Annotated in this window: 8 protein-coding genes; 6 read left to right on the top strand and 2 right to left on the bottom strand. The window is 59.5% G+C overall.

Going from position 1 to position 17,208, the window contains the following annotated elements:
* Nucleotides 1-536 precede the first annotated feature (536 nt).
* The 5 genes from aceE to msrA all read left to right on the top strand — a co-directional run bounded on the left by aceE (nt 537) and on the right by msrA (nt 10,157).
* A complete protein-coding gene (gene aceE, locus GHO42_RS17305; protein ID WP_095000903.1) occupies nt 537-3,179 on the top strand; it encodes a pyruvate dehydrogenase (acetyl-transferring), homodimeric type in 2,643 nt (880 codons plus the stop codon).
* Between the two features lie 11 nt (nt 3,180-3,190).
* Nucleotides 3,191-4,822 (top strand): dihydrolipoyllysine-residue acetyltransferase, encoded by a 1,632-nt coding sequence (aceF, locus tag GHO42_RS17300; RefSeq protein ID WP_095031373.1) that lies wholly within the window; start codon nt 3,191-3,193, stop codon nt 4,820-4,822.
* Between the two features lie 365 nt (nt 4,823-5,187).
* The gene (locus GHO42_RS17295) at nt 5,188-6,573 is read left to right on the top strand and encodes an alkaline phosphatase D family protein (protein WP_095038931.1); all 1,386 of its coding nucleotides are present in this window, start codon (nt 5,188-5,190) and stop codon (nt 6,571-6,573) included.
* Between the two features lie 175 nt (nt 6,574-6,748).
* On the top strand, nt 6,749-9,442 hold the full coding sequence (locus GHO42_RS17290; protein WP_095000900.1) for an EAL domain-containing protein: 2,694 nt from the start codon (nt 6,749-6,751) through the stop codon (nt 9,440-9,442).
* Between the two features lie 67 nt (nt 9,443-9,509).
* On the top strand, nt 9,510-10,157 hold the full coding sequence (gene msrA / locus GHO42_RS17285) for a peptide-methionine (S)-S-oxide reductase MsrA (protein ID WP_095000899.1): 648 nt from the start codon (nt 9,510-9,512) through the stop codon (nt 10,155-10,157).
* A gap of 109 nt (nt 10,158-10,266) precedes the next feature.
* Here the strand turns inward: msrA and GHO42_RS17280 are convergent, their stop codons facing one another.
* Entirely contained in the window at nt 10,267-11,109 is an 843-nt protein-coding gene (locus GHO42_RS17280; protein ID WP_095017705.1) for a 23S rRNA (adenine(2030)-N(6))-methyltransferase RlmJ, read from the bottom strand.
* Nucleotides 11,110-11,278: 169 nt separating this feature from the next.
* Nucleotides 11,279-12,766, bottom strand: a complete 1,488-nt coding sequence (putP, locus tag GHO42_RS17275) for a sodium/proline symporter PutP (protein ID WP_095000897.1) — start codon at nt 12,764-12,766, stop codon at nt 11,279-11,281.
* Between the two features lie 460 nt (nt 12,767-13,226).
* Here putP and putA point away from each other — a divergent pair, with 460 nt between their 5' ends.
* Nucleotides 13,227-17,180 carry a trifunctional transcriptional regulator/proline dehydrogenase/L-glutamate gamma-semialdehyde dehydrogenase gene (putA, locus tag GHO42_RS17270; RefSeq protein ID WP_095017706.1) on the top strand — a complete coding sequence of 1,318 codons (3,954 nt, stop codon included), beginning with the start codon at nt 13,227-13,229 and terminating at the stop codon, nt 17,178-17,180.
* The last annotated feature ends 28 nt before the right edge of the window (nt 17,181-17,208 follow it).

The following is a 17,208-nucleotide window of genomic DNA, read 5'->3' as shown; positions in this document are numbered from 1 at the left end:
GACCCGGCTGAACGCCGACCAGCGCTCTGGCGACCAGTCATCGAGCCCGTGCCCGCCCTCAAGCCCGGCGACTGCCGTGCGCCACGACTGCTCGGCACGGCTGGCCAGTGGCTGTAAAAGACCGGGAATTGGAGCAAGCGACGGGAGGCTCATGGTCTATCCTTGATCGGCTATGGTGTTGCCGAGTACGGTGACAGGAAGAAACAGCGGTTTAATCCGACTGTCGAACAAAGGTTATAAATAGCTGTAAGATCATTTTGTTTAGCATCAAGCCCGCAGATCACCGGCTTATTGCAGATAAAAGCACCAACAATATCGATTTTTCGCACAACGAAACAGGTGGCCATCAGGACCATTCCTGTAGTTTTACTACTGCATGACACACTCGAAAGGCTGAAATGGCCGACGATTTGTAGTAAAACTACACGCCGCTGGAATCAACCTCCGGCCATCCAAGAATTTATGTCGTCTGCCCACAAGGCCAGTCGCAAACTCAGGCAACCGATTCTGGAAGCCTATCCGCCCTGGAGCAAGCCATGCAAGACCTCGATCCCGTCGAAACCCAGGAATGGTTGGACGCCCTGGAATCGGTTCTCGACAAAGAAGGCGAAGACCGCGCTCACTATCTGATGACCCGTATGGGTGAGCTCGCTACCCGCACCGGTTCGCAGCTGCCGTATGCCATCACCACGCCTTATCGCAACACGATTCCCGTAACCCACGAAGCACGCATGCCTGGCGACCTGTTCATGGAACGCCGCATTCGCTCGCTGGTACGCTGGAACGCCATGGCCATGGTGATGCGCACGAACTTGAAAGATTCTGACCTGGGCGGTCATATCTCCAGCTTCGCTTCCAGCGCAACCCTGTATGACATCGGCTTCAACTACTTCTTCCAGGCCCCTACCGACGCACACGGCGGCGACCTGATCTACTTCCAGGGTCACACCTCGCCAGGCGTTTACGCCCGTGCGTTCATGGAAGGCCGCATCAGCGAAGAACAAATGAACAACTTCCGCCAGGAAGTGGACGGTCAGGGCCTGTCGTCCTACCCGCACCCTTGGCTGATGCCTGATTTCTGGCAGTTCCCGACCGTATCGATGGGCCTTGGCCCGATTCAGGCGATCTACCAGGCGCGCTTCATGAAGTACCTGGAAGCCCGTGGCTACATCCCTGCTGGCCAGAAAGTCTGGTGCTTCCTGGGCGACGGCGAGTGCGACGAGCCGGAATCCCTGGGCGCAATCTCCCTGGCAGGCCGTGAAAACCTCGACAACCTGATCTTCGTCATCAACTGCAACCTGCAGCGCCTCGACGGCCCGGTTCGCGGCAACGGCAAGATCATCCAGGAACTCGAAGGCGTGTTCCGCGGCGCTCAGTGGAACGTAACCAAAGTCATTTGGGGCCGTTTCTGGGACCCGCTGCTGGCCAAAGACGTCGACGGGATCCTGCAACGTCGCATGGACGAAGTCATCGACGGCGAGTACCAGAACTACAAAGCCAAAGACGGCGCGTTCGTACGTGAACACTTCTTCAACACGCCGGAACTCAAGGCGATGGTTGCCGATCTGTCCGATGACGAGATCTGGAAGCTCAACCGTGGCGGCCACGACCCGTACAAGGTCTACGCGGCGTACCACGAAGCGGTCAACCACAAAGACCAGCCAACCGTTATCCTGGCCAAGACCATCAAGGGTTATGGCACCGGCGCCGGCGAAGCGAAAAACACCGCGCACAACACCAAGAAGGTTGATGTTGAAAGCCTGAAGCTGTTCCGCGATCGTTTCGACATCCCGGTCAAAGACGACGAAATCGAAAACCTGCCGTTCTTCAAACCGGAAGCAGGCAGCGCCGAAGCCCGTTACCTGAGCGAGCGCCGTGCCGCACTGGGCGGTTTCGTACCCCAGCGCCGCGCACAGAGCATCAGCATTCCGACCCCGCCACTGGAAACCCTCAAGGCCATCCTTGACGGCTCCGGCGACCGTGAAATTTCCACCACCATGGCTTTCGTGCGGATCCTCGCGCAGCTGGTCAAGGACAAGGAAATCGGCCCGCGCATCGTTCCGATCATCCCGGACGAAGCCCGTACCTTCGGTATGGAAGGCATGTTCCGCCAGCTGGGCATCTACTCCTCTGTCGGCCAGCTCTACGAGCCAGTCGATAAAGACCAGGTGATGTTCTACCGCGAAGACAAAAAAGGTCAGATCCTCGAAGAAGGCATCAACGAAGCAGGCGCCATGAGCTCCTTCATCGCCGCCGGTACTTCGTACTCCAACCACAACCAGCCGATGCTGCCGTTCTACATCTTCTACTCGATGTTCGGCTTCCAGCGTATTGGCGACCTGGCCTGGGCCGCTGGCGACAGCCGCACCCGTGGCTTCCTGATCGGCGGCACCGCCGGGCGTACCACGCTCAACGGTGAAGGCCTGCAGCACGAAGACGGTCACAGCCACATCCTGGCCGGTACCATCCCGAACTGCCGCACCTTTGATCCGACCTACGGCTATGAGCTGGCGGTGATCATTCAGGACGGCATGAAGAAGATGACCGAAGAGCAACAGGACGTCTTCTACTACATCACCGTCATGAACGAGTCCTACCAGCAGCCAGCCATGCCGGCCGGTGTCGAGGAAGGCATCGTCAAGGGCATGTACCTGCTCGAGGAAGACACCAAGGAAGCGGCGCACCACGTTCAGCTGATGGGCTCCGGCACCATCCTGCGTGAAGTCCGTGAAGCGGCGATCATCCTGCGTGAACAGTTCAACATCGGCGCTGACGTATGGAGCGTTACCAGCTTCAACGAACTGCGTCGCGACGGCCTGGCCGTAGAGCGTCACAACCGCCTGCACCCTGGCCAGAAGCCTCAGCTGAGCTACGTTGAAGAGTGCCTGACCGGCCGTAAAGGTCCGGTGATTGCCTCTACCGACTACATGAAGCTGTTCGCCGAACAGATTCGCCAGTGGGTACCGGTCAAGGAATTCAAAGTGCTGGGCACTGACGGTTTCGGCCGCAGCGACAGCCGCAAAAAACTGCGTCACTTCTTTGAAGTAGACCGTCATTTCGTGGTGTTGGCAGCCCTGGAAGCACTGGCTGACCGTGGCGATATCGAACCTAAAGTGGTGGCAGAAGCCATCGTCAAGTTCGGCATCAACCCGGAAAAACGCAACCCACTGGACTGCTGAGGAGAATATTTGTGAGCGAACTCATTCGAGTACCTGACATCGGCAGCGGCGACGGTGAAGTCATCGAGCTGTTTGTAAAAGTCGGCGACCGTATCGAAGCCGATCAGAGCATCCTGACCCTGGAATCGGACAAGGCGAGCATGGAAATCCCTGCTCCCAAGGCCGGTATCGTCAAGAGCCTGAAGATCAAGCTGGGCGACCGCCTGAAAGAAGGCGACGAACTGCTGGAACTGGAAGCCGAGGGCGCCGCTGCGGCGCCTGAAGCACCGGCCCCTGCTGCAGCTCCTGCTGCGGCCGAAAAACCTGCTGCTCCTGCTGCCGAGGCCCCTGTGGCCCCGGCTGCACCTGCCGCTGCTACCATCCAGGACATTCATGTCCCGGATATCGGCTCGTCGGGCAAAGCTAAAATCATCGAAATCCTGGTCAAGGCCGGCGATACCGTTGAGGCTGATCAATCCTTGATCACTCTCGAGTCCGACAAGGCCAGCATGGAAATTCCATCGCCAGCCGCCGGTGTGGTTGAGAGTATTTCGGTCAAGCTGGATGACGAAGTCGGCACTGGCGACTTTATCCTCAAGCTCAAGGTTCAAGGCGCTGCGGCACCTGCTGCTCCTGCCCAGGCCGCTGCTGCTCCTGCACCGGCAAAAGCTGAAGCACCTGCTGCCCCGGCACCTGCTGCGAAAACCGAGGCTGCTCCTGCCCCGGCCGCCGCGCCTGCGCCAAAAGGTGGCAAGGTTCACGCCGGCCCTGCCGTGCGTCAACTGGCCCGCGAATTCGGCGTCGAGCTGAGTGCAGTCACTCCGAGCGGCCCGCACGGCCGTATCATCAAGGAAGACGTGCAGGCGCACGTCAAAGCCATGATGCAAAAAGCCAAGGAAGCACCGGCCGCCGGCGCAACCGGTGGTGCTGGCATTCCGCCGATCCCTGCTGTCGACTTCAGCCGTTTCGGTGAAGTGGAAGAAGTGGCCATGACCCGCCTGATGCAAATCGGCGCGTCGAGCCTGCACCGCAGCTGGCTGAACATTCCGCACGTGACTCAGTTCGACCAGGCTGACATCACCGAGCTGGAAGCCTTCCGCGTCGCGCAAAAAGCCGTCGCAGAAAAAGCCGGCGTGAAACTGACCGTACTGCCTCTGCTGCTCAAGTCCTGCGCGCACCTGCTCAAGGAAATGCCGGACTTCAACAGCTCGCTGGCGCCAAGCGGCAAAGCGATCATCCGCAAGAAGTACGTCAACATCGGCTTCGCCGTTGACACCCCGGATGGCCTGCTGGTGCCTGTGATCAAGAACGTTGATCAGAAGAGCCTGTTGCAACTGGCTGCTGAAGCCGCTGCACTGGCCGCCAAGGCCCGTGACAAGAAGCTCACCGCAGACGACATGCAAGGCGCGTGCTTCACCATTTCCAGCCTCGGTCACATTGGCGGCACCGGCTTCACGCCGATCGTCAACGCACCGGAAGTGGCTATCCTCGGCGTATCCAAGGCAACCATCCAGCCAGTCTGGGACGGTAAAGCCTTCCAGCCGAAGCTGATGCTGCCACTGTCGCTGTCCTACGATCACCGCGTGATCAACGGCGCTGCTGCTGCACGCTTCACCCAGCGTCTGAGCCAGTTGCTGGGCGACATCCGCACTATCCTGTTGTAAGCCACGCCCCGGCCTTCGTCACTGAAGGCCGGGGTAGCGCACTGTTTTCCGAGCGCCACGCTCGTACCTCAACCCCGCCATTTGGCGGGGCTTTTTTTTGCCTGCGATTTGAAGAGCCCCTCACCCCAACCCTCTCCCGGAGGGAGAGGGAGCTGATTGGCGGTGTTTTGAAGTTGCGTGCGCTCAGGCCCCTCTCACTTTGGGAGAGGGCTAGGGTGAGGGGCTTTTCTGACACTCACTGCCCTTCAAGCACTACACCCAGCGCTGAATCCATGAATGGGTCAACCACCCAACCTTTTCTACCGTTAACCAAAGGAATTGAACCACGCGATTGCCATCGCCCAAACATCAGAAAGGATTTCGATGTGATCCCACCCACCGTTGGCCCGATAGTGGGCTTTACCACTTCACAGCACGCGCGCATTTTTGTCCGCGGCGAACTCGACAAAAACAACGCCGTCTTCGCCGGTATCCGGCATCGCAAGGCTGGCGACAGCCAGTGGTCTGTCGGTGTGTTTTCAAGACTGAGCCCTGAGTTCGACATGTCCGATACGCTGGTCTTGAACACTCTGCACAGTGATACCCGCTACGAATACCAGGCTGGCTGGTTCGCCACCGCAAACCCCGGGCACACGACTGAAACCGTCAAGCAGATCCCGCTTCAATGGCCTGCCACGGTATACAGCTTCAAGACCGACTCAACTGCACGCAACCGTACTCGCCGATATGTCGTTGGCTCTTGCCGCTACCTCAGGCTCACGGCAGGCATCCCTTCTGCCCCGCACCTAGGGGACGAAATCTTCGGCAACATCCATGCACTGACCCGCCAGCAAAGCATTGATGCTGTGGTGATGGCCGGCGATCAGGTGTATGTCGATGACCTGAATATTGTGGCCCCGGACCGCGACTACTCCAGCATCACCCGAAAATACCGCGCCGCTTTCACACAACCCCATATCCGCAAGCTAATGGCAGGCACTGCGACCTACATGATCCTCGACGACCATGAAATCGAAGATAACTGGCCAGCCAATCGGGATACCGGAGATAAAACGCTCTACAACAACGCCATGAGAGCTTACGAGGCTTACCAGTGCAGCCATGGCCCGGCCCACGACCTGCTGCCCGACGGGCGCATCAACCGCAACCTGTCCCGCTACTGGTACAGGTTTGCCAACGCTGACATCGACTGGTTCGTCATGGATTGCCGCACCGAGCGCACCCTTACGGGGCGTGACAAACGCATGATCGGCGTCACTCAGGAACAGGCACTGCTCAAATGGCTGATCAACAGCAACGCCAGGGTCAAGTTCATCGTCAGCAGCGTCATGCTTATGCCCGACCAACGGCGCGACAATGACGGCTGGAAGGCCTTTGCGGCGCAGCGCAACCGCATCCTCGAAACCATTCGCAGCAACGCCATCAAGAACGTGGTGTTCGTGTCGGGCGATATTCATGGCTCGCTCTGCTGTCATCTGACCCACGACAAAAGCCCGGACTTTATCGTACACAGCGTGGTGTCCTCACCCCTGTGCAATACCAGACTGCTGCCGTACGCGAATGTCAGAGACCTGCTCGTCAACGCCCCCTTGACCAGCGTGGGCACAGGCACTTACTCACTCAAGCTCAACAGTCGAGTGGTCAGCGAAGACAACTTCGTCTGCCTGAGCATTAGCGGCCAACAACTCAAGGTTGATTTTCACAATAGAAAGGGCCGGATTATCGAGTCCGCAACTGTTGAGCTTAAATAAGCTGCAAACCTTGCCGATCGGCCTGCAGGAAATCCCCGACCGGCCGATAAGCCCTTATAGCACTTAGCCTTTATGTTCACTTGTCAGCACGCCGAGCATGATGCAACCTTGCCGTCTACCACAGAGACAGGGTGACAGCCCGTGCGCAATCCGCATTTGTGAAGCGAGTGCCCCAATGAAAAGCCAGCCTGATGCTGCCCCGCGCCTGGCAGCCGAGGTCGTGACCCAGCTCCCCGTACCTTCCAGGCTCGGCATGCTGCGTTTCGAACGGCTTAATGAAGCCAGCTGGGCCATGCTCTATCTCGACCCGCACTGCGAGCGCCAATTCGGCATGCCCGCGGCAGACTTGTGCGCGCTGGTTGGCTCGCCCTACGCCAGTCTGATGGAACCCCGCGCCCGCTATCACCTGCACGATGCAATCGAGCATCAGCTCAGGACCAGCCACCACTACGTTGTGCATTACACCCTGCACACCGCCCTGGGCCCACTGAACCTGATGGAGCTGGGCGAGGCCTACAAACAGCATAATCGACATTTTTTGCGCGGCTATCTGCTGGCCATTGAAGACAGCGCTGCCAGCCCTTCGCCCGCCCCGGTGGCCGAACTTGAAACACAAAACAGCCGCCTGCAGATCGCCCTGGCGCTCAACCAGCGTACCCAGGCGGATCAACTTCAGCATCTGGAGCGCGTGCGTGCCCAGCAGGACTTGATCCTGCGCCTCGCCCGTCATCGCTACAGCCAGCACAATTCGCTGCAAGAAGCCGCCGAGCTGATCACCCGCAGCGCCTGCGATATCTATCAAATCGATGGTGCCAGCCTGTGGAATCTTGAAGGCAACCGGTTGCTGCCTGTTTCGGCGTTCGAACGCGAGACCCAGGCCCATGTCGCGCAAGACATCTTCGATGCCAGCCACTTCCCCGACTACCTGGAAGCCTTGCACACCAGCCGTTCGATCGACGCGCCGAACGCCAGCCGCGACCCACGCACCCGCGAACTGGTGGCCAGCCTGGGCCGGCACGAAGCCAATGCCATGCTCGACGCAGGTATCCGCATCGACGGTCAGGTGGTGGGCGTCCTGTGCCTGGAGCAGGTCGGCAGAACCCGCGCCTGGCAAGCGGACGAAATCGCCTTCGCCGGCGAGCTGGCCGACCAGTTTGCCCAGGTCATCAACAACCACAACCGCCGCGCCGCCACCAACGCCCTGCACCTGTTCCAGCGCGCCGTCGAACAAAGTGCCAACGCCTTTTTGCTGGTCAACTGCGATGGCGTGGTGGAGTACGTAAACCCCAGCTTTACCGCCATCACCCAATACAGCACCGAGGAAGTCCAGGGCCATAAACTGTCCGAGCTGCCCGCTCTGGAAAACCTCAGCGAACTGCTCTTCGATGCTCACTCCAGCCTGAGCAAAGGCAACAGCTGGCAGGGTGAATTCAAGAGCCGACGCAAAAACCTGGAACCCTACTGGGGGCAGATGTCGATTTCCAAGGTGTATGGCGACAACCGTGAGCTGACCCACTACATCGGTATTTATGAAGACATCACCGAGGCCAAGCTGGCGCAGCAGCGCATCGAACGCCTGGCCTACACCGACAACCTGACCAACCTGGGCAACCGCCCGGCCTTTATCCGCAACCTCGATGAACGCTTCGCCCGCAACAGCAACACGCCGGTGTGCCTGTTGCTGGTGGACATCGACAACTTCAAGCGCATCAATGACAGCCTTGGCCACCAGACCGGCGACAAGCTGCTGATCAGCCTGGCCCGGCGCCTGCGCAACAGCCTGAGCGCCAGCGATGGGCTGGCGCGCTTTGCCAGTAACGAATTCGCGGTATTGCTGGACGATACTGACCTGACGACCGGACAGCAAATTGCCAGCCAGTTGCTGATGACCCTCGACAAGCCGATGTTCGTCGATAACCAGCTGATCAGCGTCACCGGCTCGGTCGGGGTAGCCTGTGCGCCCTTGCATGGCCGGGATCCGCAAACCCTGATGCGCAACGCAGGCCTGGCGCTGCACAAGGCCAAGGCCTGCGGCAAGCACCAGGTGCAGGTGTTTACCGAAGCCCTGAATGCCGAAGCCAGCTACAAACTGTTTGTCGAAAACAACCTGCGCCGCGCCCTGACCCAGAACGAACTTGAGGTGTTCTACCAGCCCAAGCTGTGCCTGCGTACCGGACGACTGCTGGGCATGGAAGCCCTGCTGCGCTGGAACCACCCTAAAAACGGCATGATCCGCCCCGATCAGTTCATCAGCGTGGCCGAAGAAACCGGGCTGATCATCCCTATCGGCAAATGGGTCGCCCGCCAGGCGTGCCGGATGAGCCGGCAACTGAGCCTGGCCGGGCTGGGCAGTCTGCAAGTAGCGATCAACGTGTCGCCCAAGCAGTTCTCCGACCCGGACCTGGTTGCCTCGATTGCCAGTATCCTCAAGGAAGAACAGTTACCGGCTGCGCTGCTGGAGCTGGAGCTGACCGAAGGCTTGCTGCTGGAAGCCACCGACGACACCCGCCTGCAACTCGACCAACTGAAAAAACTGGGCCTGACCCTGGCCATGGACGATTTCGGCACCGGCTACTCATCGCTCAGCTACTTGAAAAAATTTCCGATCGACATCATCAAGATCGACCGCAGCTTTATCAAAGACATCCCCGACAACCAGAACGACATGGAAATCACCTCCGCCGTGATTGCCATGGCCCACAACCTCAAGCTCAAAGTGGTTGCCGAGGGCATTGAAACCGCTGCACAGTTGGCATTCCTGCGCCGCCATCGCTGTGATGTAGGCCAGGGTTATCTGTTCGACCGACCTATCCCCGGCAGCGAACTGATAGAAAAACTCAAACGCTACCCGCGTGGCCCACTGGCCTGACAGCGCCGTAACACTCGGGCACACTAGCAGCCTGACTTCCTACACTCTGACTGAGAGGACATGAAACATGGTCTTGCGCTCGGAAATCCTGGTGAATAAAAACGTGCTACCCACTAAAGAACAAGCCCTGCCCGGCCGTGACACTCACGTACAACTGCCGGAAACCCACTACGTCACCGGCCAGCCGCTACTGGGCCCGTTCCCGATGAACGTGGACTTCGCGATTTTTGGCCTGGGTTGCTTCTGGGGCGCAGAACGCAAGTTCTGGGAGCGCGAAGGCGTAGTCAGCACCGTAGTGGGCTATGCGGGCGGCTACACGCCGAACCCGACCTACGAAGAAGTCTGCTCGGGCCTGACCGGCCACACCGAAGTGGTGCTGGTGGTCTACGAACCGGAAGTGGTCAGCTACAAGCAATTGCTGGCCATGTTCTGGGAACTGCACAACCCCACCCAAGGCATGCGCCAGGGTAACGACATCGGCACCCAGTACCGCTCGGTGATCTACTGCACCACCCCTGAACAGCTTGAGCAGGCACTGGAAAGCAAGAAGGTGTTCCAGGCGGAACTGGACAAGGCCGGGCTGGGCACCATCACCACTGAAATCGACCAGGCGCCAACGGTGTACTTCGCCGAGGCATACCACCAGCAGTACCTGGCGAAAAACCCGCAGGGTTATTGCGGTATCGGCGGCACCGGTGTGACCTGCCCGATTTGATGTAGCACAAAAAACGGTGGGAGCGGGCTTGCTCGCGATGCAAGCGACTCGGTGTTTCTGTTACACCGCATCGCCTCGATCGCGAGCAAGTCCGCTCTCACATTGGTTTTCAGCTATTTTCCGCAATCAACCATTCCATCTGCCAGCCACCCTGGGTTTGACCCAGTTTTTTGGCCAGCCACGGCAACAGTTCGCGCAGCTCTTCTTCGAGACCCCAAGGCGGGTTGGCGATCGCCAGGCCCGAACCATTGAGGCTGTTGGGCGTATCCAGCGGATGCACGAACAACTCCACCTGCAGCAACTTCGGTGCACCTGAACCTGCCAGGTCCTGATAGAAACGACGCAACTGGCGCTTGTCCTTGATCGGATACCAGATCGCTACAACGGTCTGGCGCATGCGACTGATCGCGTCTTTCAACGATTCGGCGCAGCGCTTCATTTCGTCGAGTTTCTCGAACGGCGGGTCGATCAGCATCAAGCCACGCTTCTCAGCCACCGGCAGCAAAGCACGCGGCACATGCCAGCCTTCGCCCAAATGCACCGCTACGCGGCGATCACCCTTCATGTTGTCTTTGAGCAATACGCCGTCTTCGGGGTGTTTCTCGTTCAACAGCACACGGTCCTGGGAACGGGTCAGGCGTCGCGCCCACTCCGGCGAGCCCGGGTAATAGCGCAACTCGCCATCCGGGTTCATCTTGCGCAGTACTTGCATGTAGTCATCAGTCACTGCAGGCAGGTCTTTCTGCCCCCACAACCGTGCAATGCCTTCAAGGTACTCGCCCGTGCGGTTGGCCTGATCGCCCTTGAGGTCGTACAGACCAATACCGGCGTGGGTATCGAGATAGGCAAAAGGCTGCTCTTTGCGCGACATCAGGGCGATGAGGCGGGTCAAGACGATATGTTTGAAGACGTCGGCGTGGTTGCCGGCGTGGAAGGCGTGACGATAGTTCATGGTTGCTCCTGCGCAGGAGGCGAAGTTTACCTTGTACGCAACCTGACGTCAGGTCGCGGGCGTTTTTTCCGAGATACGGTGAGCAACGCCCAGGCAAAAAAAACGGCCCGTCTCACCTGGAGACGGGCCGTTTTTGAACACTTCAAGGTCAGCGCAAGCGCTTCTCTGATCAGCTGTTTTGCTGGAAGTCTTTTTCAGCAGCGTCGAAACGCTCGATCATGCCTTTGCTTGGGCCTTTGCCCGCAAGGCTTGCCAGCACAATGGCCAGGCTGCCCAGGATAAAGCCCGGGATGATTTCGTACAGGCCAAACAAGGCGAAATGCTTCCACACGATCACGGTAATGGCACCGACCAGAATACCGGCCAATGCACCATTACGGGTCATGCCTTTCCACAGTACAGAGATCAGTACTACTGGACCGAACGCAGCACCGAAACCTGCCCACGCGTAGCTCACCAGACCCAGCACACGGTTCTCCGGGTTGGAGGCCAGTGCAATGGCGATCAGTGCAACCACCAGCACCATGATCCGGCCAACCCATACCAGTTCCAGCTGGGAGGCATTTTTACGCAGGAAGGACTTGTAGAAGTCTTCGGTCAGGGCACTGGAGCACACCAGCAACTGGCAGCTCAGGGTACTCATGACCGCAGCCAGAATGGCCGACAGCAGCACACCGGCAATCCACGGGTTGAACAGCAGCTTGGCCAGTTCAATGAATACGCGCTCTGGGTTTTCGGTCACCGGCCCGGCCACTTCAGGGTGTGCCGAGAAGTAAGCGATACCGAAAAAGCCTACAGCGACCGTACCGGCCAGGCACAGGATCATCCAGGTCATGGAGATGCGACGCGCCTTGGCGATCGACTTGACCGAATCAGCGGCCATGAAACGCGCCAGAATGTGCGGTTGACCGAAGTAACCCAGACCCCAGCCCATCAGCGAGATGATGCCGATGAAGGACGTGCCCTTGAGCATGTCGAAGTTGCTTGGGTCGTTGGCCTCGATGGCCAGGAACGTGGTGTCTACGCCACCCGTGGCCAGCAGCACGATGATAGGCGTCAGGATCAGCGCGAAGATCATCAGGGTGGCTTGAACCGTGTCGGTCCAGCTCACTGCCAGGAACCCACCGATAAAGGTATAGGCGATGGTCGCCGCAGCACCGGCCCACAAGGCGGATTCGTAAGACATGCCGAAGGTGCTTTCGAACAGACGGGCGCCGGCCACAATGCCGGAAGCGCAGTAGATGGTGAAGAACACCAGAATCACGATGGCCGAGATGATCCGCAGCAAACCGCTTTTGTCTTCAAAACGGCTGGAGAAGTAATCCGGCAAGGTCAGCGCATCACCGTTGTGCTCGGTCTGTACCCGCAGGCGACCGGCAACAAACAGCCAGTTCAGGTAAGCGCCGGTCACCAGACCGATGGCGATCCAGCTTTCCGACAAGCCGGACATGTAGATCGCACCCGGCAAACCCATCAACAACCAGCCGCTCATGTCGGAGGCACCGGCGGACAATGCAGTGACAACGCTGCCCAGGCTACGGCCACCGAGAATATAGTCAGAAAGGTTGTTGGTGGAGCGATAAGCCATCAGGCCAATCAGCACCATTGCCGCAATATAGATCACGAACGTGATCAGGGTTGGGTTACTAACACTCATTGATAAAGCCCTGGCATTGTTTTTATGTTTAGCGGCGGTCTGGCCGTACGCTCACAAACGTCCTGTTTGAGACGATTAACCCTGCCGCGCATTTATGACTGATGTTTCCCCAGGAAATCCATCAGCCGATGAACCAATCTTCTGTAGGAGGTTGCACCTTGGGCGCGAATGCTATGCAACAAAGCAAATCGGGTGCAACCAGTTTCTGCGAGCCAAGTTGCACCTTGTCGCCTTTTCGTCTCAATTCGGAGTTTTTGCGCCTTTTCGGAGCAAAGACCCTACCAAACCAAACAGAAAGCACCACACCAGGGCACTGATTTCACCCCGCCTGAATATTCCTGACGAAGCGTCGACCAATCCACAAAAAAACGGGTTGCACCTAGTTGCACCCGTTTCGGCGCAGCGCTAATCTTGCCGCCAGCTGCTGCCACGCAAATGTGGCACCCATGAGGATAAAAAAATGGCTACCACCACCCTTGGGGTCAAACTTGATGACCCGACCCGCGAGCGCCTCAAGGCCGCCGCGACCTCGATTGATCGCACGCCACACTGGCTGATCAAGCAGGCAATCTTCAATTACCTGGAAAAACTCGAGGGTGGTGCAACCCTGACCGAGTTGAGCGGTATCCCTGGTTCTGCCAGCGATGACGCCGACGAAGTACAAGCCGACCACGCGCATCAATGCTTCCTGGAGTTCGCAGAAAGCATCCTGCCGCAGTCCGTACTGCGCGCTGCCATTACTTCGGCGTACCGTCGCCCGGAACCCGAAGTGGTGCCCATGTTGCTGGAGCAGGCGCGACTGCCAGCCCCTATGGCCGAAGCCACGCAAACCCTGGCGGCCTCGATTGCCGAAAAATTGCGCAACCAGAAGAGCGCCGGCGGCCGTGCCGGTATCGTGCAGGGCTTGCTGCAGGAGTTTTCCCTGTCGTCCCAGGAGGGCGTGGCCCTGATGTGCCTGGCTGAGGCGCTGCTGCGTATCCCGGACAAAGGCACCCGCGACGCCCTTATTCGCGACAAGATCAGCACTGGCAACTGGCACCCGCACCTGGGCAACAGCCCGTCGCTGTTCGTCAACGCTGCGACCTGGGGTCTGTTGCTGACCGGCAAGCTGGTGTCGACGCACAACGAAGCAGGCCTGACCTCCTCCCTGAGCCGCATTATCGGCAAGAGCGGCGAGCCGATGATCCGCAAGGGCGTCGACATGGCCATGCGCCTGATGGGCGAGCAGTTTGTCACCGGCGAAACCATCGCCGAAGCCCTGGCCAACGCCACGCGCTTTGAAGCCAAGGGCTTCCGTTATTCCTACGACATGCTCGGCGAAGCCGCACTCACCGAACATGACGCACAAAAGTACCTCGCGTCCTACGAGCAAGCCATCCACTCGATTGGCAAAGCCTCCCACGGTCGCGGCATCTATGAAGGCCCGGGCATTTCCATCAAGCTGTCGGCCCTGCACCCGCGCTACAGCCGCGCCCAGTACGAACGCGTGATGGACGAACTGTACCCGCGCCTGTTGTCGCTGACCTTGCTGGCCAAGAAGTATGACATCGGTCTCAATATCGACGCCGAAGAAGCAGACCGCCTGGAAATCTCTCTCGACCTGCTCGAGCGCCTGTGCTTCGAGCCGCAGCTGGCTGGCTGGAACGGCATCGGCTTCGTGATTCAGGCTTACCAGAAGCGCTGCCCGTATGTGATCGACTACGTGATCGACCTGGCTCGCCGCAGTCGTCATCGCCTGATGATCCGCCTGGTGAAGGGCGCGTACTGGGACAGTGAAATCAAACGCGCCCAAGTCGAAGGCCTGGAAGGCTATCCGGTCTACACCCGCAAGGTGTACACCGACGTGTCCTACCTCGCTTGTGCGAAAAAGCTGCTGGCCGTACCAGAAGCCATCTACCCGCAATTCGCCACCCACAACGCCCAAACGCTGTCGGCGATTTATCACATTGCCGGTCAAAACTACTACCCGGGTCAGTACGAGTTCCAGTGCCTGCACGGCATGGGTGAACCCCTCTACGAACAGGTTGTAGGCAAGGTTGCCGAAGGCAAGCTGAACCGTCCGTGCCGTGTGTACGCCCCAGTGGGTACCCACGAAACACTGCTGGCTTACCTGGTGCGACGCCTGCTGGAAAACGGCGCGAACACCTCGTTCGTTAACCGTATCGCCGACCACACTATCGCAATCCACGAGTTGGTGGCCGATCCAGTCAGCCAGATTGAACAAATGGCCACGACCGAAGGCGGCTTCGGCTTGCCGCACCCGCGCATCCCGTTGCCGCGTGATCTGTATGGCAGCGAACGCGCCAACTCCAGCGGCATCGACATGTCCAACGAACACCGTTTGGCGTCGCTGTCCTGCGCCTTGCTGGCCACGGCCCATAACGACTGGAAAGCCGCGCCGATGCTCGGTTGTGACTCCAGCAACGAAGCCCCGGCGGCGGTGCTCAACCCGGCCGACCTGCGTGATGTGGTGGGTCATGTACAAGAAGCCACCGTTGAAGACGCCGATAACGCTATCCAGTGTGCCCTGAGCGCCGCACCGATCTGGCAGGCCACCCCGCCCGCCGAGCGCGCTGCGATCCTGGAGCGCGCCGCCGACCTGATGGAAGGCGAGATCCAGCCACTGATGGGCCTGCTGGCCCGTGAAGCTGGCAAGACCTTCGCCAACGCTATCGCCGAAGTGCGCGAAGCAGTGGACTTCCTGCGCTACTACGCGGTGCAGGCCCGTAACGACTTCACCAACGATGCCCACCGCCCGCTGGGCCCGGTGGTCTGCATCAGCCCGTGGAACTTCCCGCTGGCCATCTTCAGCGGCCAGGTGGCTGCAGCATTGGCTGCCGGTAACCCGGTACTGGCCAAGCCTGCCGAGCAAACCCCGCTGGTTGCCGCACAAGCCGTACGCATCCTGCTCGAAGCCGGCATCCCGCAAGGCGTGCTGCAATTGCTGCCTGGCCGTGGCGAAACCGTCGGCGCACGCCTGGTGGGTGATGATCGCGTCAAAGGCGTGATGTTCACCGGCTCCACCGAAGTGGCCCGCCTGCTGCAACGCAATATTGCCGGTCGCCTGGATGCCCAGGGCCGCCCTATCCCGCTGATCGCCGAAACTGGCGGCCAGAACGCCATGATCGTCGACTCTTCGGCCCTGACCGAGCAAGTGGTTATCGACGTGGTGTCTTCGGCCTTCGACAGCGCCGGTCAACGTTGCTCGGCACTGCGGGTACTGTGCCTGCAAGAGGACTCGGCAGATCGCGTCATCGAAATGCTCAAAGGTGCCATGGCCGAATCGCGCATGGGCAACCCCGAGCGCTTGAACGTGGACATCGGCCCGGTGATCGACGCCGAAGCCAAGGCCGGGATCGAGCAGCATATCCAGGGCATGCGCGACAAGGGCCGCTCTGTGTACCAGATGGCCATCGCCGATAGCGAAGAATGCAAACGCGGCACCTTTGTCATGCCGACCCTGATTGAACTGGAAAGCTTTGACGAGCTGGAACGCGAGATCTTCGGGCCGGTGCTGCACGTGGTGCGCTACAAGCGCAAAGACATCGACCAGTTGATCGCACAGATCAACGCTTCGGGTTATGGCCTGACACTGGGCGTGCATACCCGTATCGACGAAACCATTGCCAAGGTGGTCAACAACGTCAACGCCGGTAACGTCTACGTCAACCGCAACATCGTTGGTGCGGTGGTCGGCGTGCAACCGTTCGGCGGTGAAGGCCTGTCGGGTACCGGCCCGAAAGCCGGTGGCCCGCTGTACCTGTACCGCCTGCTGTCGACCCGCCCGGGCAATGCAATCGAGCAATCGTTCGCCAAGGTCGATGCCGTGACCGCACCGGACACCCAGGCCCGCGAGGCCATGAGCAAACCGCTCAGCGCCCTGCAAGCCTGGGCAACCAGCAACCAGCAACCAGCACTGGCCGAGCTGTGCACCGAGTACGCTGCACACTCGCAAAGTGGCATCACGCGCCTGCTCAACGGCCCGACCGGCGAACGCAACAGCTACGCCATTCTGCCGCGTGAACATGTGCTGTGCCTGGCTGAAGTTGAAAGCGACCTGCTGACCCAACTGGCTGCCGTTCTGGCCGTGGGCAGCTCGGCGGTACTGCCGCAAAGTGAACTGGCCAAGGCCCTGCTGGCCCGCCTGCCTGCAGAGGTGCAGCCACGCATCACACTGGTCGCGGACTGGACCAAGGACGAAGTGATCTTCGACGCCGTCCTGCACCACGGCGACTGTGACCAGTTGCGTGACGTGTGCCAGCAAGTGGCACAACGCGCAGGCGCCATCGTTGGCGTACAGGGCCTGTCCCAGGGCGAAACCAATATCGCCCTGGAGCGCCTGGTGATCGAGCGCGCACTGAGCGTCAACACCGCTGCTGCGGGTGGCAACGCAAGCCTGATGACCATCGGTTGAGGATGTGATCGGGCAATAAAAAACCGGG

It is taken from the genome of Pseudomonas sp. FSL R10-0056 (genome assembly GCF_009600105.1).
GTDB classification, from domain to species: Bacteria; Pseudomonadota; Gammaproteobacteria; order Pseudomonadales; family Pseudomonadaceae; genus Aquipseudomonas; species Aquipseudomonas bubulae.
This window is presented reverse-complemented; position numbering and strand designations above follow the sequence as displayed.